17 protein-coding genes and 1 riboswitch are annotated in these 19,750 nt (G+C 61.0%); of the genes, 10 read left to right on the top strand and 7 right to left on the bottom strand.

The genetic code is table 11. The features are described from left to right. Positions 1–76 precede the first annotated feature (76 nt). On the top strand, positions 77–1,381 hold the full coding sequence (locus D3Y59_RS02550) for a flavin monoamine oxidase family protein (protein WP_119443621.1): 1,305 nt from the start codon (positions 77–79) through the stop codon (positions 1,379–1,381). Between the two features lie 105 nt (positions 1,382–1,486). On the opposite strand, the gene D3Y59_RS02545 is transcribed toward D3Y59_RS02550, so the two are convergent. Next, a complete protein-coding gene (locus D3Y59_RS02545) occupies positions 1,487–2,038 on the bottom strand; it encodes an NUDIX hydrolase (RefSeq protein WP_119443620.1) in 552 nt (183 codons plus the stop codon). Between the two features lie 115 nt (positions 2,039–2,153). Then, positions 2,154–3,854 (bottom strand): sodium:solute symporter family transporter, encoded by a 1,701-nt coding sequence (locus D3Y59_RS02540; protein ID WP_119443619.1) that lies wholly within the window; start codon positions 3,852–3,854, stop codon positions 2,154–2,156. 321 nt (positions 3,855–4,175) lie between these two features. On the opposite strand from D3Y59_RS02540, the gene D3Y59_RS02535 reads away from it, so the two are divergent. The 4 genes from D3Y59_RS02535 to D3Y59_RS02520 all read left to right on the top strand — a co-directional run bounded on the left by D3Y59_RS02535 (position 4,176) and on the right by D3Y59_RS02520 (position 10,855). Then, positions 4,176–5,195 (top strand): zinc dependent phospholipase C family protein, encoded by a 1,020-nt coding sequence (locus D3Y59_RS02535; RefSeq protein ID WP_119443618.1) that lies wholly within the window; start codon positions 4,176–4,178, stop codon positions 5,193–5,195. Between the two features lie 171 nt (positions 5,196–5,366). After that, a riboswitch (SAM riboswitch) is annotated at positions 5,367–5,465 on the top strand. A 495-nt stretch (positions 5,466–5,960) separates the two neighbouring features. Beyond that, the gene (locus tag D3Y59_RS02530; protein ID WP_119443617.1) at positions 5,961–6,944 is read left to right on the top strand and encodes an ATP-grasp domain-containing protein; all 984 of its coding nucleotides are present in this window, start codon (positions 5,961–5,963) and stop codon (positions 6,942–6,944) included. Further along, the gene (locus D3Y59_RS02525) at positions 6,944–7,969 is read left to right on the top strand and encodes an LLM class flavin-dependent oxidoreductase (protein ID WP_119443616.1); all 1,026 of its coding nucleotides are present in this window, start codon (positions 6,944–6,946) and stop codon (positions 7,967–7,969) included. The genes D3Y59_RS02530 and D3Y59_RS02525 overlap by 1 nt, the downstream gene beginning before the upstream one ends. 369 nt (positions 7,970–8,338) lie before the next feature. After that, positions 8,339–10,855 carry an outer membrane beta-barrel family protein gene (locus D3Y59_RS02520; RefSeq protein WP_119443615.1) on the top strand — a complete coding sequence of 839 codons (2,517 nt, stop codon included), beginning with the start codon at positions 8,339–8,341 and terminating at the stop codon, positions 10,853–10,855. Between the two features lie 93 nt (positions 10,856–10,948). Here D3Y59_RS02520 and D3Y59_RS02515 read toward each other — a convergent pair whose 3' ends face one another. From D3Y59_RS02515 to D3Y59_RS02500, 4 genes are all read right to left on the bottom strand, one after another. Then, positions 10,949–11,689, bottom strand: coding sequence for a PA2169 family four-helix-bundle protein (locus D3Y59_RS02515; protein WP_119443614.1), 741 nt, complete (start codon positions 11,687–11,689; stop codon positions 10,949–10,951). A 240-nt stretch (positions 11,690–11,929) separates the two neighbouring features. Further along, a complete protein-coding gene (asnA, locus tag D3Y59_RS02510) occupies positions 11,930–12,967 on the bottom strand; it encodes an aspartate--ammonia ligase (protein ID WP_119443613.1) in 1,038 nt (345 codons plus the stop codon). Positions 12,968–13,427: 460 nt separating this feature from the next. Next, positions 13,428–14,183, bottom strand: coding sequence for a superoxide dismutase (locus D3Y59_RS02505; protein WP_119443612.1), 756 nt, complete (start codon positions 14,181–14,183; stop codon positions 13,428–13,430). Positions 14,184–14,240: 57 nt separating this feature from the next. Then, a complete protein-coding gene (locus D3Y59_RS02500) occupies positions 14,241–14,990 on the bottom strand; it encodes a PD-(D/E)XK nuclease-like domain-containing protein (protein ID WP_119443611.1) in 750 nt (249 codons plus the stop codon). A 176-nt stretch (positions 14,991–15,166) separates the two neighbouring features. Between D3Y59_RS02500 and D3Y59_RS02495 the strand changes: the two genes are divergently transcribed. After that, the gene (locus tag D3Y59_RS02495) at positions 15,167–15,733 is read left to right on the top strand and encodes a nucleoside/nucleotide kinase family protein (RefSeq protein ID WP_119443610.1); all 567 of its coding nucleotides are present in this window, start codon (positions 15,167–15,169) and stop codon (positions 15,731–15,733) included. 120 nt (positions 15,734–15,853) lie between these two features. Continuing rightward, positions 15,854–16,441 (top strand): TlpA family protein disulfide reductase, encoded by a 588-nt coding sequence (locus D3Y59_RS02490; RefSeq protein WP_162910491.1) that lies wholly within the window; start codon positions 15,854–15,856, stop codon positions 16,439–16,441. 103 nt (positions 16,442–16,544) lie between these two features. Here the strand turns inward: D3Y59_RS02490 and D3Y59_RS02485 are convergent, their stop codons facing one another. Continuing rightward, complete coding sequence (locus D3Y59_RS02485) at positions 16,545–16,772, bottom strand: YgaP family membrane protein (protein ID WP_119443608.1); 228 nt, start codon at positions 16,770–16,772, stop codon at positions 16,545–16,547. 623 nt (positions 16,773–17,395) lie between these two features. Here D3Y59_RS02485 and D3Y59_RS02475 point away from each other — a divergent pair. From D3Y59_RS02475 to D3Y59_RS02465, 3 genes are all read left to right on the top strand, one after another. Next, positions 17,396–17,815 (top strand): globin family protein, encoded by a 420-nt coding sequence (locus tag D3Y59_RS02475; RefSeq protein WP_119443606.1) that lies wholly within the window; start codon positions 17,396–17,398, stop codon positions 17,813–17,815. Between the two features lie 106 nt (positions 17,816–17,921). Then, the gene (locus tag D3Y59_RS02470) at positions 17,922–18,755 is read left to right on the top strand and encodes a universal stress protein (protein WP_119443605.1); all 834 of its coding nucleotides are present in this window, start codon (positions 17,922–17,924) and stop codon (positions 18,753–18,755) included. A gap of 37 nt (positions 18,756–18,792) precedes the next feature. Beyond that, the gene (locus D3Y59_RS02465) at positions 18,793–19,680 is read left to right on the top strand and encodes a universal stress protein (RefSeq protein ID WP_119443604.1); all 888 of its coding nucleotides are present in this window, start codon (positions 18,793–18,795) and stop codon (positions 19,678–19,680) included. Positions 19,681–19,750: the final 70 nt, after the last annotated feature.

The raw sequence follows: 19,750 nt of genomic DNA, 5'->3' as shown, positions 1-19,750 counted from the left end.
TACCCGAGGGCTGATATTGCCGCACAGCTTGCTTGCCCAAAACCTTTGTGCGGCGCTGCCGGTAGGGTTGGCTGATATGACGGAAGCAGAAATCCTGATTGTGGGTGGGGGTGCCGCGGGTTTGATGGCTGCGCGCGAGCTAAGCCAGGCCGGCAAACGCGTGGTGCTGCTCGAAGCCCGCCCACGCCTGGGTGGCCGCATCCATACCTTTTGCGGCGAAGGCTTTACGGCCCCTACCGAGGCCGGCGCCGAGTTCATGCACGGCGAGGTGCCGCTTACCCGAGCGCTGCTCGCCGAAGCCGGCATTGCCTGCCACGACACCGCGGGCGAGGTGTACGAGGTGGAGCACGGCCGGGCGCAGGTTTCGGAAGGCATGTTTGAAGAATTGCCTGCGCTCTTGGAGCACCTGCACACCCTCGAGCACGACATGCCCCTGGCCGATTACCTAACCCAGTACTTCGCCGGCGAGCAGCACGCCGCCTTGCGCACCTGGGCCACGCGCTTTGCCGAAGGCTACGACGCCGCCGACGCCCAGCGCGTAAGCGTGCTGGCCCTACGCGACGAATGGACCGCCGGCGGCGCCGAAGATTCGCCCCGCCCCGTGGGTGGCTACAGCCAGCTTATCGATTACCTAGCGCGAGGTTGCCAAGCCGCCGGCGCCGCTGTGCACCTAGGGCACGTGGTGCAAACCGTACGCTGGCAACCCGGCCGCGGCGAGGTGCTTTGCACCAACGGGCAGCGCTTTGCAGCCCCGCGCCTGCTGCTAACCCTGCCGCTGGGCGTGCTGCAGGCCACCAGCGGGCAGCACGGCCACGTAGCGTTCGAGCCCGAGCTGCCGCACTTGCGCACCGCCGCCCACGCGCTGGGGTTTGGGCCCGTTATCAAAGTGCTGCTGGAGTTTGATACGGCGTTTTGGGAAACCGCGGCCCCGGGGCTGCATCAACCCCTGCCCGCCATGGGCTTTGTGTTTTCGGATGCGCCGGTGCCCACGTGGTGGTCGCAGCTGCCCGATGGGCGCCCGCTGCTTACCGGCTGGGTAGCCGGCCCCGCCGCCCACCATTTGCGCCATGCCACACCCGAGGCGGTGCTGCAGCTGGCCCTCGAGTCGGTGGCGTATTTGCTGGGCAGCACCGTGGCAGCGGTGCGTGCGCAACTGGTGGCGCACAAAGTGGCCAACTGGGGCGCCGATGCATATGCCCTAGGTGCCTATACCTACGCCACCGTGGGGGGCAACCAGGCCCGGGCCGCGCTGGCCCAACCCGTGGCTGATACGTTGTTTTTTGCCGGCGAGGCCGTGTACGAAGGCCCCGCCATGGGCACCGTGGAGGCGGCGTTGGTCAGCGGGCAGCAAGCAGCCCGGCAGTTGCTGGCCCAGCCGTAAGGCCGCGCCGCAACTAAGTATTTCCTAGAGGCTGGGCCGCTGGCGCTGGTTGCTATTTGTTTGCGCTGCCCAGGTGCCGCCAGTGCAACGCGGGTTAGGGCGGCCCTAGGTGCGCAGGGGCTGCAGCTTGCGCAGTGCCAAGAGGCAGAGCGCTACCGAGCCAGCCACCCGAATTTGCCCGCTTACAATCATGCCCTCGATTTCGGCCAGCGGCACGGTGAGCACCTCAATGTTTTCGGTGTCGTCGAGCTTTTGCTCGGCTACGCGCCGGGCGTTGCGGGCCACAAAAAAGTAAATGCGATTGGTGTCTTTGGTGGGGTTGTCGCTTACATCGAGCACCTGCTCCAGCTCGTCGGTGGCGTAACCCGTTTCTTCGAGCAGCTCGCGGCGGGCAGCTTCGAGCGGGGTGTTTTCGCCTTCGTCGACCACGCCGCCGGGCAGCTCGATAAACACATCGGCGGCGGCGTGCTTGTACTGACGCACCAGCACCACATGGTTATCGGCCGTGAGCGGAAACACCAGCACCACATTGGGCCGCACGCTCACGAAGTAATCATCAAGCACCTGGCCGGTGGGCAGCTCCACGTGGTCGCGCCGCAGCTTGTACCAGCGGTGGTTTACCACCAGCTCCGACTTCAAAACTTTCCACCGTTCCATGCTGGTTGGGATAGTGAGTACTGGGTACTGAGTATCGGGTACTTGGTATTGTGTAATCAATACCAAGTACCCAAGTCTCAATACTAAGTACCCAAGACTGAATACTCTATGCCAATCACCAAAACTTGATGTACAGCGCCGACACCATCAGCAAAATGAGCACGATGAGGAAGGTGTTTTGCGGGCTTACGCGGAACATGGCGGCATTCAGTACCAAGGCTTTGGGATTTACCCTAGGTCCGAACAGGCTGATAACGACCATGAGCGCTACCGTGAAAAAGAACGACCACCCCATGCTGACCAGGAAGGGAATTTCGTACGCGCCCTGCGCATTGCGGAACGCCGTGTAGAGCACCGTTTCGGGCCCGAACAGCGCGGGCGCGTAGTTGTTGAACAGCACCGACAGCAGAAAACCCGCCAGAATGCCTGCCACGGCGGCCGGAGCAGTGGTGCGCTTCCAGAACATGCCCAGCACGAACACGGCCACAATGCCGGGCGAGATGAAGCCCGTGTATTTCTGAATGAACGTGAAACCGCCTTCGCCGCTGATGCCGAGCACGTCTTTCCACGTCAGGAAAACGGCCAGCAGCATGGCCGCAAAAATGGTCAGGCGGCCCACCCACACCAGCTGCTTTTCGTCGGCCGATGGGTTGAGGTAGCGCTGGTAAATATCGAGCGTAAAGATGGTGGAAATGGAGTTGGCTTTGCCGGCCAGCGAGGCGACGATGGCGGCCGTGAGGGCGGCCAACGCCATGCCCTTCAAGCCGTTGGGCAAAAAGGCAAGAATGGCCGAATAGGCGTTGTCGGGGTTGAAGGCGCCGGTGGAGGCCATTTCGGCTTGCAGGCCGCCGTTTTTGTGCAGCACGTAGGCCGCAATGCCCGGCAGCATCACGATGATGGGCATGATAAGCTTCAGCAAACCCGCGAACAGGATGCCCGTGCGCGCCGTGTTGAGGTCGGCACCTAGGGCGCGCTGCGTAATGTACTGGTTGCAGCCCCAGTAGTTGAGGTTGGCCACCCATTGCCCGCCGGCGTACATGGCCAGGCCCGGCAGCGCCAGGTACCGCGCGGTTTCGGCCGCGGGGGCGTTGGGGCCGGGTTTCTCGAAGATCATGTGAAAGTGGTCGTCGGCGTCGTTCATCATGGCCGAAAAGCCGGCCAGCACATCGTTGCCGAGGCCAAACTTTTGGCTGACGAGCGTGAGGGCGATGTACGTGGTAGCCAGGCCGCCCACGATGAGCACCGTTACCTGCACCACGTCGGTGTAGCCCACCACCTTCATGCCACCCAGGGTCAGCAGCAGCGCAAACACGGCCAAAGCCAGCAGGATCAGGTGAAAACTCTCGCCGCCCACGATGTTGTTGATGGCCAGCGCCCCTAGGTACAAAATGGCCGTGAGGTTGACGAGCACGTAGAGAAACAGCCAGAACACGCTCATAATCAGGCTAAGCGTGGCGTTGTAGCGCTGCTCCAGAAACTGCGGCATGGTGTAAATCTTCTCGCGCAGGTAAATGGGCATGAAGAACACCGCCACAAAAATCAGGATGAGCGCCGCCACCCACTCGTAGGCCGCAATGGCAATGCCCTGCACAAAGCCGCCTCCCGACATGCCGATGAATTGCTCGGCCGAAATGTTGGAGGCAATCATCGACGCGCCAATGGCCCACCACGTGAGCGAGCCTTCGGCCAGGAAAAAGTCCTTGGAATCGGCCTCGGCCCGCTGCTTGCGCCGGTAGATGTAGTAGCCGTACAACGACACACCCACGAGGTAAACAAGAAAGACCAGCAGGTCGATAAGAGCTAGATCGTTGCGCATACGGCGGCTTGTGAAATCGGAAAGTACGGGCGGTGCTGCGGCCGCCAAAATGCGTAGAAATATAAGCGCGCCGGCGCAGCTACCACCGGCCCGGCCGCCAAAAACTGCAGGCTGCCGCTCGGTTCGCAATTGACTTATCCCTAGGTGCCGCGCCTGTACTGCTGGGCACGGCAGCAGCGCCCATAAGGCATTTAGCAACAACACAAGCCCTTACCAAACAACACGTTATCAATCGGTGCGCCGTAATATATGGCCGACATTTGGCCGATACCCGCCGGGGCCTGACCTTTGCCTTTTCGTTTATTTACGCATACACCACATATGTTCAATTTTAGCCGCCGTAACCGCCGTTTGGTATTGGCTACGGCCCTGCTGCTCGCCGCTCCGTCGTTGCTGTTTGCTTGGGGCAACTGGGGCCACCAACGCATCAACCGCGCGGCCGTGCTGGCCTTGCCGGCTGCCATGCGCACGTTTTTCTACAACCACATCGATTACGTGGTGACGGAATCGGTTATTCCCGATTCGCGCAAGTACAGCATCAACGACAAAGCCGAGTTTCCGCGCCATTACATCGACCTGGAGGAGTACGGGCCCGTGGCCGACATTCCGCAAGCCGCGGCCGACGCCTACAAGAAATACGACGCCGAAACCCTCGACAAGCACGGCCGCCTGCCGTGGTACATGCAGGACATGCTGGCCAAACTGACCACGGCCATGAAAAACCAGCGCAAGGACGAAATCCTGTTCCTGGCCGCCGACCTGGGCCACTACATCGGCGATGCGCACCAGCCGCTGCACACCTCCTCCAACCACGACGGCCAGCGCACCGGCCAACGCGGCATTCACGCTTTTTACGAGTCGCAGCTGCCCGAGCAGTTTGGCAAAAACTACAACTTCAAGCTCGCCGAGCCAAAGCTGATCCAGGACCCCGTGGCCGAATCGTGGCGCATTATCGCCCAAAGCCACGCCGCCATCGACACGATGCTGACCATCGAGAAAAAGCTATCGGCCGAAACGCCCAAAGAGGCGCTTTACGTGCTGAATGCCGATGGTCAGGTGAAGAAAAACGTGTTCAATAGCTGGGTGCACACGCCTACCTACTCGGCCGCTTACCACAAGGCGCTCAACAACATGATTGAGCGCCAGATGCGCAACGCCGCCCAAACCACGGCTAATTTTTGGTACACCGCTTGGGTTAACGCCGGCAAGCCCGACCTCACGAAGCTCGACAGCGAATACACCACCAAAAGCAACCAAAAAAACCTGCAAACCGAGCTGAAACTGATTCAGAAAGGCAAGCTCGTCGACTTTTCCTCCTTCGCCGAATTTCCGGCCAACTAGGGCTTTTTAGCCGCCTTTTCAGCCGCGAAACGCACCGAGCAATTGGCCGTTTCGCGGCTTTTTTGTTGCCGAAAACCCAACGGCCAGGGCGGTTCGTTGCGAAGAATATTTGTGTTTTCGGGAAACGCTGCTATACCTTTGCAGCACCAATTCTTTCCGACCAAAGGATTGTTTTTATACAGAGGCGTGGAGAGACAGGCTCCCTGAAGCGCCGGCAACCACCCACGGGGTTACTCCCGGGAACGGTGCCAAGTCCTGACCATATAAAAACAAGTAGCCGTGGCTTCAACTACCCGCACCGCCGCTTTTCGTTCTGCTACCACCGCCCCCAGCCTGCGCCCGGCGCAGTGTTGCTGCCTGGGCCTGGCAGTTGCGGCGTGTTGTTGTTGAGCCGGCTCCATACCCCACTCCCTTGCTTGCTGCTTAGCTGCTAGGTGCTTTGGCACCTAGGGCGTAGTGCGCGGCTATGCTGCCCCAGCCAGCCTTAATCGCGCTGCCGTTGGTTTGCATAGCCTTTTGATACCTAGGCTTTTCGTTGGATAGCCTGCGGGGCGCAGCAGCACACTTTCTTACTTCTGGTTGCCCGATGCACCGCTTTGCGACGCGGGCATTGCGCCGCTCCGGCATGGCTCGGACGCGGGGCGCTTGCCGGCTCACGGCTGCGCCCCGCGCAAGGCCACCTAGGTGTTTCAGCCGATAACCAGCCCGGCAGCTCGTTGCAGCGGCCTTTCCTCCCGACACACATCTTCTTCATTTCTGCTACACATGGCACAATACCCCAAGCCCATAGGAATTTATTACGAGCACCCCGAATGGTTTAAGCCGCTCTTCGCCGAGCTCGACCGCCGCGGGCTACCCTACGAGAAAATCGACGCCGCGCACCACCTATTCGACCCTTCGGAATCGGAAAGCCCGTACGCGTTGGTAATCAACCGCATGAGCTCCTCGGCTTACCTGCGCGGGCACGGCCAAGGCATCTTCCACACGGCAGGCTTCCTCACGCACTTGGAGCGCCTAGGTGTGCGCGTCATCAACGGCACGGTGGCCTCGGGCATCGAAACCAACAAAGCCCGGCAGCTCGATTTGTTGGCTGGTTTGGGGCTGAAGTTTCCGAAGTCGCGGGTGGTGAACCACGTGTCGCGCATTCCGGATGCCGCCAAGGAGTTGAGCTTCCCGTTGGTGGTTAAGGTGAACATCGGCGGCAGCGGCGCCGGCATCGTGCGCTTTGATACGCCCGAAGGCCTGCAAGCCGCCGTTGATAACGGCCAGATTGACCTAGGCATCGACCAAACCGCCTTGGTGCAAGAATTTGTAGCGCCGCGCGGCGGCCATATCACCCGCGTCGAGACGCTGAACGGCAAGTTCCTGTACGCCATGAAGGTGTACACCACCGGCACCAGCTTCAACCTGTGCCCAGCCGAAATCTGCCAGATTCCCGACGAGCCCGCAGCGGAAGGCGAGTTCTGCCTTGCCCAAGCCCCCAAGAAAGGCATTCAGGTAGAAGCTACCACGCCGCCCGCCGAAGTTATTGAGGCCGTGGAGCGCCTGGTAGCCGCGGCCAAAATCGACGTGGGCGGCATCGAGTACCTCGTCGACGACCGCACCGGCGACGTGCTGTTCTACGACATCAACGCGCTGTCAAACTTCGTGGCCGATGCCGTGAACGTGGTTGGCTTTGACCCCTACGCGCTGTTTGTCGACTACCTCGAGCAAGAACTGAAACTGGCCACCGAAAAAGCCCTGGCATAATGCGTTACGGATATTGGATGCCCGTATTTGGCGGGTGGCTGCGCAATGTTGAAGACGAAAACATGCGCGCCGATTGGGACTACATGAAAACGCTGGCCCAACGCTCGGAAGAACTCGGCTACGACCTCTCGCTTATCGCCGAGCTGAACCTCAACGACATCAAAGGCGAAGAAGCGCCTTCGCTCGATGCCTGGAGCACGGCCGCGGCGCTGGCAGCCGTTACCAAAACGCTCGAGCTGATGGTGGCCGTGCGGCCTACCTTCCACTCGCCGGCGCTGCTGGCCAAACAGGCCGCCAACATCGACCACATCAGCGGCGGCCGTTTGTCGCTGAACGTGGTGTCGTCGTGGTGGCAGGACGAGGCCAAGAAGTACGGCGTGCATTTTGAGCAGCACGACGACCGGTACGCCCGCACCGCCGAGTGGCTGCACGTAGTCGACAACCTCTGGAAGCAAGACCACTTCTCCTTCAAGGGCAAGTACTACGAGGTTACCGATTCCATTCTGCAGCCCAAGCCGGTGTCGCGCCCGCGGCCGTTCCTGTACGCCGGCGGCGAATCGGAAGCCGCCAAAAACCTGATTGCCGCCCAGTGCGATGGTTACGTAATGCACGGCGACGAGCCAGAGGCCATCGGCCGCCGCATCCGCGACTTACAGGAGCGCCGCGACCGGCTCGGTTTACCGCCGATGAAGTTCGGCGTGGCGGCGTACAGCATTGTGCGCAACACCGAGCAGGAGGTGAAGAAAGAGCTGGAGCGCATCACCAACGTGAACGGCTCGGCTGCCGGCTACAAAAACTACCAGCAGTGGCTGGCCGGCACGCAGCTCGAAAAGCAGGTTTCGCTGCAGGATTACTCCGTCTCGAACCGCGGCCTCCGCTCGGGCCTCACGGGCACGCCAGATCAGATTGCTGAGCGTGTTGCGCAGTTTGAGGCAGTGGGCGTTGACCTGTTCCTGCTGCAGTGCAGCCCGCAACTCGAGGAAATGGAGCGTTTCTCGGAGGCTGTTATTCAGGTGTTGGCCTAGGGCCAGAGCGCACTGTGTTGCTAACCGGCGTTGCGGTTGCGGAATACTCCTCCGTAGCTGCAACGCCGGCTGTTTTCGTACCGGCCGCTAATGCCACCTAGCGACGCGCCAGCTTTATGTGCCCGGTGCAACGCTTGGTGAGTTTATTACGCCTTATGGAAATTATTGGCTTGCCGACCCCGACTGTTCGGCCTAGCAGCCGCGTACTCAGCATTTAGCGCCCGCGGCTAACTTATTGAAGACTGTTGTGCTGGTTAACATGCACAAACGAATTAATTACGAATATTTTCGTATTTGTATGCAACCATGATCTGCTAGCTCTGTCAGTTGGCCTGAAGTACACCAATACCACTCTTAAGCCAGCTACCCATGAAGCTACTGTTTACTAACGGCCGCTCGTTGCTGATGCTGGGCTTGCTTACCACCGCGCCGCTTTTTCGGCCAGCAGCAGCCCAAAACGCCCCCGCTACCGCCGAAGTGGCCAAGCCCAACCGCGGCACCGGCCGGCTTACGGGCACGGTAATCAACGCGGCCACCAACCAACCGGTGGAATTTGCCAATGTTGGACTTATCGACGTAGCGACAAACAAAGCCATAGGCGGTGGTACCTGCGACGAGAAGGGCCGTTTCATTCTTAGCAACATCGGGGCAGGTACCTACAAGCTCAATGTCAGCTTTGTGGGCTTTCAGGCCAAAGTGATGGAGCATGTGGTGTTTGCCACGGCCGATGCCAACGTCGACCTAGGCAACATCAGCCTGGCAGCGGCGGCGCAACAGCTTAGCGAGGTGAAGGTGGTGGGCGAACGGGAGCTGGTGGAAAACAAGATCGACCGCATTGTGTACAACGCCGACAAGGACATCACCAACAACGGCGGCACCGCGGCCGATGTACTGCAAAAAGCTCCGCTGCTCAGCGTCGATATTGACGGCAATTTGCAGTTGCGCGGCTCGGGCAACATTCGGGTGCTCGTAAACGGCAAGCCTTCCACCATTCTGGCCAACAACCTGGCCGATGCGTTGCGCCAGATTCCGGCCGATCAGATTAAATCGGTGGAGGTGATTACCTCGCCCTCGTCGAAATACGACGCCGAGGGCACGGCCGGCGTGGTGAACATCATCTTGAAAAAGAGCAACCTGGAGGGCGTAAACGGCTCCGTCAACGGTGCTGCATCCAACCGGGGCGCCTTCCTGAGCAGCACCGTAAACACGCGCCGCGGCAAGCTGGGCCTGAACACCAACGCGGGCACCAACATGTTTTACAACGTGGCCCGCAACGCCTCCGTGCGCACCGAGTTTTTGCCCACCGAAGGGCGCAGCACACTGCAGCAGAGCGGCAATTTCACCAACCTGGGCGGCGGGGCATTTGCGCAGCTCGGCATTGAGTACGACCTCACGCCCAAGGATGCCTTCAACATCAGCGGCCGCGGCAACTTGTTTGGCTACACCAACGACCGCAACCAGCGCACCGCCTACATCGGCCCGAAGGTGAACGACATCTTTACGCGCGACATCGTGACGCAGGAGCAGAACACCAACTTCGATCTGAACTTTGGCTACACACGCACCATGGCCAAACCCAAGCAAGAGCTAAGCGTGCTGGCGCTTTACAGCCAAAACAAAGGCAACACCGATTACGACCTCGATCAGCGCCGCGAGGAGTTTATCGACTACCACGAAACCAGCTCGAACGACAACCGCAACCGCGAGGCCACGCTGCAGCTCGATTACATTCAGCCCGTGGATAGCACCGGCACGTTGGAGCTCGGCCTGAAGAGCATTTTGCGCCGCGTTTCGAGCGACTACCTGGTGGCCTCCGACAGCCTCGATGGCCGCGGGCTGCTGCCCATTCCGTCGCGCTCCAACGCCTTCCGCTACGACCAAAATGTGTACTCTACCTACGCTACCTACAGCTTTGCCCTGGGTAAGAAACTAACGCTGAAAGCCGGCACCCGCGTGGAGCATACCCGCATCGACGGCGACTTTATTACCGACAACATTTCGCTGCGCACCGACTACACCAACGTGGTGCCGAGCGTGCAGGCCGCCTACGACCTCAACAAGGACAACAAGCTGAAGCTGAGCTACACGCGCCGCATTCAGCGCCCGGGCATTTGGTTTTTGAACCCCTACGTGAACCTGAGCGACCGGCGCAACATCTCGTCGGGCAACCCCAAAGTCGACCCGGAGCTGACCGATGCGTACGAGCTGGCTTACAGCACCTTCATCAACAAAAGCACCATCAACTTTTCGGGCTACTTCCGGCAAACCAACAACGCCATCGAAAGCGTGTCGCGGTTGGTGCCGAGCAACACCGTGCTGCCCACCGACGACACCACGCGCGTGCTGTACAGCACGTTCCTGAACGTGGCGCGCAACGCCACCTACGGCCTCAGCGCGTTCGGCTCGACGAAGATTACGCCCAAGTGGAGCCTCAACGGCAACATCAACGTGTACTACCTGCAGCTGCGCAGCCAAGCCCTAGGTCTCTCGAACGGCGGGGTGATGTACAACGGCAACCTCACCAGCAGCTGGACCTTTGACAAGGGCTGGAGTGCGCAGTTCTCGGGCTTGTTTAACTCGCGGCGCGTGGCGCTGCAGGGCCGCACCCCCGGCTACCGCACCTACACCCTTGCCGCCAAAAAAGAACTGTTCAATAAGAAAGCCAGCCTCACGCTGGGCGTGGTAAACCCATTCAACCGCAAGTTGGTGTTCCGGAGCCAGCTCGCCACCGACCGCTTCGATTTTAGCAACAACTCGTACTTCTACAACCGCCAAATTCGCCTGAGCTTCAATTACCAATTCGGCAAGCTCGACACCAAGCCGGCCCGCCCGAAAAAGAGCATCCGCAACGACGACCAGAAACAAGGCGACGGCGGCAACGGCTAAGCCATAACCCTAGGTGCCCGAAACAAAAACACCCCGCCTGGCAGCAGGCGGGGTGTTTTTGTTTCGGGCACCTAGGGCGCCGCAACGGCTAGCTTACGAGTGGCTCGAGCCGCTGTTGCTGCCTTGTTGCTTCAGCTGCTTGAGGCGCTCGTAGGTTTTCAGCGACTGATCGTACTGGCGCTGTACCTCCTGGCGCAGCTCGCCGGTAAGGGTTTGGTCGGCCAGGGCTTCTTTGTAGGCTTTGATGGCCCACTCCTCGCCGTAAATGTTCGAGCCCAGGATGGCGTTTTCGTTGTAGCCCGTAACGGCGGCTTTGGCCTCCATAAACGCGCGGTAAAACTTGCCCTTGATGGTGGTTTTGGTTTCGCGGCCGCCGCCTTCTTCGCGCAGGTAGTCGTTCAGGATGCCCGCAAAGCGCTGGCTCTGGCTTACCAGCTGCTTGTAGTAGCCGCGCAGCTCGGCGTCGGTGCTTTCATCCACGGCGCGCTGGTAGCCTTCGATGCGGTCGTTCACGAACAGCAGCAGCTCTTGCAGGGTAGCCGCCGTGCCACGCTGGCTGCCGGTGCGGCCGCGGGTGGCTAGGTAACCTACGCCCACGGCCAGCAGGGCGCCGCCCAGTACTTTTTGCGTGGTGCTGAGGCGGCCGATGCTGGAGCCCAAATTGGTGCCTACGTTGCGCACCGGTTCGGGCAGCTGGCCTACCAGGTCGCGGCCTTGGCTAAGCCAGTTTTGGGCTTGGTTGAGCAGCGAGCCGCCGGCTTGCGTGTTGTTATCGGATTGCGAGTGGGCGCCGGTTTGCGCGCCTTGGTTCGAAGAGGACTGAGGTTGATTCATAGCTATGGTAGCATTGGTTAGCTTGGCTGCTTACTACGGCTGCAAGGCCGGCTTCGTTTAATAAAGCTTGCAGCCGGGGGTTGTTGGCAGCCCTTGCCGGCCTATGCACCCCGGTCAGGCTTGGGGGTGTGGCCAGCCGAGTTGCTGCCTTGCAAAGCACTGATAATGACCACCTAGGACGCAAAAACCCGCACACCAGCGCAGGCCGGTGTACGGGTTTCCCCCCAACCACCCAATTCTTTACAGCAGCGCCACGCCGGCACTGCTTAGCTGTTGCCGCACGGCCTCGGGCCAGATGCTTACCTGCACCTCCCCGATGTGCGCCTTGCGCAGCATAAACATGCACACCCGCGACTGCCCAATGCCGCCGCCAATGCTTTCGGAGAGTTGCCCCTCGAGCAGCAGGCTATGGAAACCTAGGGCCGCTCGCTCGGGGCAGCTGCGTAGCTCCAGCTGGCGCCGCAATGCTGCTTTATCCACCCGTATGCCCATCGACGACACCTCGAAGGCCGATTGCAGCACCGGATGCCACAGCACGATGTCGCCGTTGAGGCCGCGCAGGCCGGGCGCGGTTTCGGTGCTCCAGTCGTCGTAGTCGGGGGCGCGCCCGTCGTGTATTTCGCCGTGGCTCAGCTCGCCGCCAATACCCATAATAAACACTGCGCCGTACTCGCGGGCCGCGGCGGTTTCGCGCTCCTTCGCGGTGAGCGTGGGGTAGCGTTGCAACAGCTCTTCGGCATGGATGAAGGTGATTTGCTCGGGCAGTACGGGCAGCACGTCGGCGTATTCCTCGGCCACGCGCAGCTCGGTGGTGCGCAGCGCGTCGTAAATTTTTTCCACAGTTTCCTTCAGAAAAGCCACCGTGCGCTGCTCGGGCAAAATGTGCTTTTCCCAATCCCACTGATCGACGTAAATCGAGTGAATGGGCGAGTAATCTTCGTCGGGGCGCAGGGCGCGCATGTCCGTGAGAATGCCGCGGCCCGCGGGTATGCCCAGCTCCATCAGGCGCAGGCGCTTCCATTTGGCCAAGGAGTGCACCACCACGGCGCGGCGCTCGGCCAGGGCTTTGATGGGAAACGACACCGGCCGCTCCACGCCGTTCAGGTCGTCGTTGATGCCGGTGCCGTCGAGCACTGCTATCGGCGACGACACCTTGGTAAGCTGCAGTTGCCGGGCTAGCTCGCGGGCAAACGTGTCCTTCACGAAGCCGATGGCTTCTTCGGTTTGGAGCAGCGCGGCGGGGCTCAGGGCTTTGGCGGGGGCAAGGGTTGTTTCCATGCGAGATGTGTGGTTTTTGGATTTAAGAAATTGGTTTGTATTTCGGAATTATAAATGCACAGACAAGGCTTCGCCAGGCCGAAAAACCGCTATGTTTTTTTCGGTGTATTAAACCCTGAAACGGCCGCGTATGGGCGAAAAAAAGCCTTCCGGATTTGGAAGGCTTATTGAAATCAGTTAATGATTTTACGTCTGTACATCAGACCAATAGCCTTCCTCGTCGGAATTGATTATTCCGATTTTGATTATTGAAGCTATTGGCGAACTGAAGCATGAGAAGCGCTTTGATTGCGTTTGGTGTTGCCAAAGTATGGAGTTTGATTTTTAATGCAAATAATTATTGATAAATATTTTTCTGATTAATAATTCAACATTGCAATAAGACCATCAGTACTAAAGCAGCAAAGCCGCCTCCGATAGCTCGAGGGCGGCTTTTTACCTAGGGCTGTAGCATTGCGGTTTAGCCTTTGGCTTTGCGGGCTTCGTCGAAGCGTTTGCCGGCTTCGCTCCAGTTTACCACGTTCCAGAAAGCGGATACGTAGTCGGGGCGCTTGTTTTGGTATTTGAGGTAATAGGCGTGCTCCCACACATCGAGACCGATAATGGGAGTACCGCGCTGAATGCCGGGCAGGTCCATCAGGGGGTTGTCCTGGTTGGGCGTGGAGGTAATGGCTAGCTTGTTGGCTTTCTTGTCGTGGATCAGCCAGGCCCAGCCCGAGCCGAAGCGGCCGGTGGCAGCCTTGGTAAACTCCTCCTTGAATTTATCGAACGAGCCAAAGTCTTTGGCGATGGCCGCGGCCAGTTCGCCGGTGGGCTGGCCGCTGCCCTTGGGGGCCATCAGCTGCCAGAAAAACGAGTGGTTCCAGTGGCCGCCGGCGTTGTTGCGCACGGCATCGGGCTGCTTGCTGGCCGAGGCCAGCAGCTGCGCCAACGACATTTTCTCGAGCGGCTTGCCCACCACGGCTTCGTTTAGCTTCGACACGTAGGTTTTGTGGTGCGCATCGTGGTGGATTTCCATGGTGCGCGCATCGATGTGCGGCTCCAGCGCATCGTTGGCGTAGGGCAGCGGCGGCAGCGTAAAGGGGCCATCGGCAATGGGCGTGGCGCGGGCTTCGCGCAACAGCTTTTCGTCGCGGGCGTGGGCCAGCAAGCTGGGGCTTACCATGGCGCCAACAACCGTCAGCAAACCGTTCTTCAGAAAATCTCGCTTAAGCATCGTGGTACTGATGAGAAGTTGGGTGAGTGCAACGCTCCCCGCTGACGAAGCAGCGGGTTAAGCGGGCATTTCGGGGGTGGGGTCGGGGTCGTCTTCTTGCTCGGGCGGGGTGTGGCCCAGCTCCAACACCACCTCGCGCACGGAGGGGTGCAGGTAATCGGGCAGCTTGCTGGGGTCGAGCAGGCGTAGCAACCGCAGGTACTTGGCGCGGCCTTCTTCGAGCATGTGGGGCGGTACCTCGAACACAAACACGTGGAAGGGCTCTACCTTCTGCACCCCCACCAGCAAGAAGCGTTCCGCCCGCAGCGCATCGGAGTAAAACGCGGCCTGGCGGTCGTAATCGTAGCCCGAGCACTGCGCCACAAAGTGGTGGTAGTCGCGGGCGATGGTGGTTTTGAAGTCGATGATGGTGTAAGGCTCGCCGGGCACGTCGTACACTAAATCGGCGCGCAGCTTGCACATGGTGCCGGTAATGGGCTCGGTATACACGCAGCTGGGCTCGGCCACGCCGTTGTCAATCATTTCGCGCAGGTCGTCGCGCAGGCGCACGCCCTCCACCAGCCACCACACCAGCGTGTCGTTTACCACGGGGTAGCTGGGCACGTACTGATCGGGCTCGAGCAGGGCCGTGTGAAATGCCGTGCCGAAGCTCAGGGCCGAGTTGCCTCCCGATTCGCGCCGCGGCCGGCCGTTGAGCGCGTCGCGCAGCTTCGAAAGATCGGAGTTGGCAATGGCGGGCAGGGCGCGGTAATCGTCGTACGAAAGGCGCAGCAGGTCGGGGCGGCGAAAGGGGGTGTTATCGGGCATAGCGTAGTGCAATGTACTACGCTTGCGCCGGCTGGGTTGTGTGGGCGCGGTACGCTGCGGTTGGGCTGCAACAAATTCGGCTGGGCTTGCGCAACTTTGCAGCTTGCCCGGCAGAATAAAGCCCGGCGGACTGCCTCTTGCAGTTGTTTTCCCAGCACTTCTCCCCTACTCTCCTTATGCTTCAGCTGATTGGCCTTGCGGGCAAGCGTGGCAGCGGCAAAAACACCGTAGCCGAACTGGTTCGGGCCATGCAGCCCGAGCGCAACTGGCAAATACTGGCCTTTGGCGATGGTATTAAGGCGGTTAGCGCCGCGTTGGCGTCCGAGCCTACGCAACCCTACTATACCCAGGAAGGCAAGGCCGAACTGCTGCCGGTTTTTGGCCTGACGCGCGGCGAACTGCTGCAGCAAGTAGGCGGCGCGTTGCGCACCTGGCGCCCGCAGGTTTGGATTGAAGCCCTGCTGGCCGCCCTGCCCGCCGACAAACCCGTGGTGGTGGCCGATTTGCGCTTCCCCGACGAAGCCGAGGCCATCCGGAGCCGCGGCGGTGTGGTGTGGCGCGTGGAGGGCGACCCGCTGCAGCAACGCGGCGACGGCACCCGCGACGACAACCACCCCAGCGAAACCGCTTTGGATAACTACACGCACTACGATGCCGTGCTGCGCAACGCGGGCTCGTTGCAGGATTTGCAGGCGCAGGTACAGCGGTTGCTGTTGGCTGCCACACCAAGCACAACCACCTAGGGCGCTGCGGTCTTCTGCGCGCGCCCTAGGTGGCAAACAAGCTGCCTTGTACCTAGGAACCACTGCGGTGCTGGGGCGGCGCTATTCGGCTTCGTAACTTTAAGGGTGTCGATGAACCATTTGCTTACAACCTTATGGCGGCAGCTGCGTCGCTCGGCCTTCGTTACCGTGCCGCTGGCGCTGTACCTCACGGGCTGGCACACCGAGCTAATCGGGCGAGTGCAGCAAGCAGTGCTGGCTACCGGCCTGCTAGCGCCTACCCTGCCCGAAACTCCACCCACGTCCGCAGCCAAGGCCGATTACACGTTGCCCCTGCGCACCCTCGACGGCCGCCGCACCACCCTAGGTGAGTTGCGGGGCCGCGTGGTGGTGCTGAACTTGTGGGCCACTTGGTGCCCGCCGTGCGTGGCCGAAATGCCCAGCCTGCAACGCCTGCACGAGCAACTACAACCCGGCACCGACCGCATTTCGCTGGCCCTGGTTTCCGTGGATGACAGCCCCGAAAAGGTGCGCAAGTTTGTGGCTAGGCGCGGCTTTACGATGCCGGTTTACACGCTGGATGGCAACGTACCCAGGGTTTTCGACACGCAATCCATTCCCACCACGTTCATCATCGCGCCCAACGGCGACATTGTGTCGCGGCACGAGGGCATGGCGCAGTACGACAACCCCGCGATGTTGAAGTTTTTGCGCAAGCAGCAGCGGTAAACTGGGGCGCGCAGGAAACTTTGGCCGTACCGCGGGCGGGTGGCCGGCACGCATTGCCTCAGGCAATGCGCGTGCTGCCTTGGTGGTAACTGCCAGCCGCTACCTAGGGCGTTACCTCCAGCTCGTCGCGGCCGTCTTCCGTCGAAATATCGAGGATGGCGTACATGGGGCAATATGCGGCGCCGGCGGTTAGCAGGAACAGGCCACCGAACACGAGCAACAGCACCAACACCGACTGGCTGGCGCCAATGGGCAAAATAGCTAGCAAGATCAGCACACAGCCCACTGCCAGCCGAATTTCCCGATCCAAAGTTCCCAGATTCGTTTGCATAGCCGTAGGTGGTTTTGGGTGAAACAACTACCCATAAGATAGAGGCTGCATCCCTGAAAATCAACTACTTTCTTCACAAATTCGCCCCACTGCTCGAGGTTGCGCTCCCGCAACAACGTAACCCATTGGCGCGCCAGCACCGGGTCGGGGCCATATGCATCGGGGTACGTGCGGAGTGTGCCCCCCTGCCCGCGCTGGTGGCCTAGCGCATATAAATGGGCAGCGCGAGCCGCCTAGGTGCTCCGCGCATCGCCGGCAGCAAGGCCACTGCGCCCATCAGCACTACGCCCCAAAGCAGCGCCCGAACAACAGAATTGCGGCAGCGGGTTTGAAGCGTCTGAGGTGGGTAGCTACCCCAAGCGCAAGCAGTGCTGCCTGAGCGGCCACAGTGCAACCCCAAGGAAATTTATTGTCAATAAAATGACATAAATCAGTGCATTAGTATTCTGCAAACACCATATTTGTTAAGAGGCCTCGCCCCACTTCAGCACCTGTGCGCAGGGTGCGCCCGGTCTTGCTTTCTTCTTTTGCGCAGCGCCTTGCTGTTGGCGCTGCCGCGAGCCTGCTTCTGGCCTAGGTTCGGCTGCTTTACTTCCGCGTGTAGTTTCACTAAAACAGTTGCCATGCCTGCTTTAGCCGCGCTCGTGGGCCCGCGCCCCGCCGCCCACTGCAAAGCCTTCGTGCACGATTTGTACCGGCGTATCGGCCTCGATGCCATGCTGCGCCCCTTGTTTGGCGAGCCGGCTGGCCTTACGCGGGTGCCCCAACCCGAGGAGGTGTACTGGTTTTGGGAAAGTGCACTGCAGGGTGCCTGTTACGAAGGGCGCCCGTTTCCGCGCCAGCAACCCCTGCCGCACTTGCTGGCCGTGTTTGGCCGGTGGCAGCAAGTTTTGGCCGAAACGCTCGATGCACACTACCCTCGCCCCCAAGCCGAAGAGCTGAAAGCCAAAACCACCAACCTAGCCGTGATGCTGCAGCACCACAACCTCCACCGTCCGCAACCGGTGGCGCCGCGCCGCCGCCCTATCCGGCTCGCTGCCTAGCTCGCTAACCCGCGCTCCGGCTACGCCACCTAGGGTATTGGCAGGTGCTGCTCCGCGCTTGGTTGCTCGTTGCTTGATTTCCCTCTCCTCCCAACCAACCACGCCTATGTCTCCTTCCCTTGTTGTGTTGATGGATTTTTCGCCGGGCGCCGAAGTGGCCTTGCGTTACGCCACCAGCTTGGCTGAGCAACTCTCGGCCAAGCTGGTGCTGCTGCATCTCTACCACGACCCTTTGCTGGTAAGCGAAACGGCGCTGGTTACGGTGCCCGTAGAAGCCTACTACCAAAGCCAGCAAGAGGTAACAGAGCATTTGCAGCAGCTGGCCAAGGCGCTGCCCGTGCCTGCCGAGGTAGCCGTGGCCGCCAACACCATTCCGGAGGTAGTGGCCGATGCCGTGCAGCGCTACCACCCGTGGCTGCTGATAGCGGGCCGCGAGCACGCCAACAACATCCTCGACCGGCTCGTGAGCAATTTGGCGCTGCCGTCGTTGCGGGCGGTGCACTTTCCGTTGCTGCTGGTGCCCGAGCAGCTGGCCGAAACCCAAATCCCCGTGCGGGTGCTGGTAGCTGCCGATCGGCACGCTTTCGAACTCAACGAAGCATCGGCCAATACCAAAGCGTTGTTTGCTGCCCTGCGGGCCGAGCCGGCGGTGGTGCACGTGTCGGGGGGCGGGCCGCTGGCGGCCGCGCACGCGCAAACCGCTTTGGCGCACGTGCGGCGCGCCGGGCTGTTCGAGCAAGTGTCCGACAACCGCCTGTACGAGGTGCGCGACGAAGACCCCGCCGAAGGTATTGTGCAAGCCATAGCCGATTTGCAGGCCGATGCAGTGGTGATGCTGGCTCGCCCCCACTCCTTTTTTGGCGGCTTGTTCCACCGCAGCATTACGGCGCAGGTAATGCGCCACAGCCCCGTGCCGGTGCTGGTGCTGCATACCCGCTAATCCACCTAGGCGCCTCATTGGCCAAGCCCTACCTGCCATGCCCCAACCCACCGCACAACCCCAGTTCACCAATCCAGTCGCGCCCCTTGGCACGCCGCTGTCGCTGCTCGTGCTCACCAACTTTTTTCCGGCGGCGCACCGGGCCGTACGCTACGCAGCCGAGCTGGCGGCGCCCTTGGGTGCGCAGCTGGTGCTGCTGCACGTGCGCCAAGCGGCCGTGCCCGGCAACGACGGCGACGGCGACGACGCCACCAACCCCACTTGGCTTCGCGATTCGCACGAGCGCGACGGCGAACTACTGATGGCGCTCAACGCGCTGGCCGACGAGGTGCACGTGCCCACCAGCGTAGAGCTGGTGCCTAACCTGCAGCCCGAAATAGCCCTCGACCTCGCCCAACGCTACCAACCCGCGCTGTTTGTGGTGGGGCGGGCCGCCACCGAGGTAGCCGAGCTCAGCGGCCCCGCGCTGGCCATCTTGCGTTCGGGCCGGTTTCCGGTACTGCTGGTGCCCGAAACCTACCGCGGCACCTGCTGCCCCAACCGCGTAGCCGTAGCCGCCGATGGCGACCCGTTCCGGCTCGACGAAACGGCCGCCGGCGCCCGGCAGTTGCTCGCCGAGCTCAAGCCCGACCTCACGGTGGTCAACGTTTCCGTTGTCGAAACCGACGACTACTGCCTGGCCGCCCGCCACCAAGTGGAGCAAAGCGGCCTTTGCGCTGGCGCCAGGCAGGTGCACACGCGGGCGTTTCAGCACCTCTCCACGGCGCAGGGCTTGCTGCAAGCCGTGGCCGCTACCCAAGCCGAGTTGCTTTTGCTGGTGGCGCGGCGCCACAGCGTGCTCGGCCAAATGTTTCACCGCAGCATCACCGACCAACTGATGCAGCTGAGCCCAGTGCCGGTGCTGTTGCTGCCCGCCCACGATTAGGGCCTGGTTTGTACGCGAAGCCCGCCGACCGGCCCGTACTCAGGAGGTACAGGGCCAGCCGGCGGGCTTG

This window comes from Hymenobacter oligotrophus (genome assembly GCF_003574965.1).
In the GTDB taxonomy this organism is placed as follows: domain Bacteria; phylum Bacteroidota; class Bacteroidia; order Cytophagales; family Hymenobacteraceae; genus Solirubrum; species Solirubrum oligotrophum.
The sequence above is the reverse complement of the archived record's forward strand: the minus strand, read 5'-3'. Positions and strand labels throughout refer to the sequence as shown.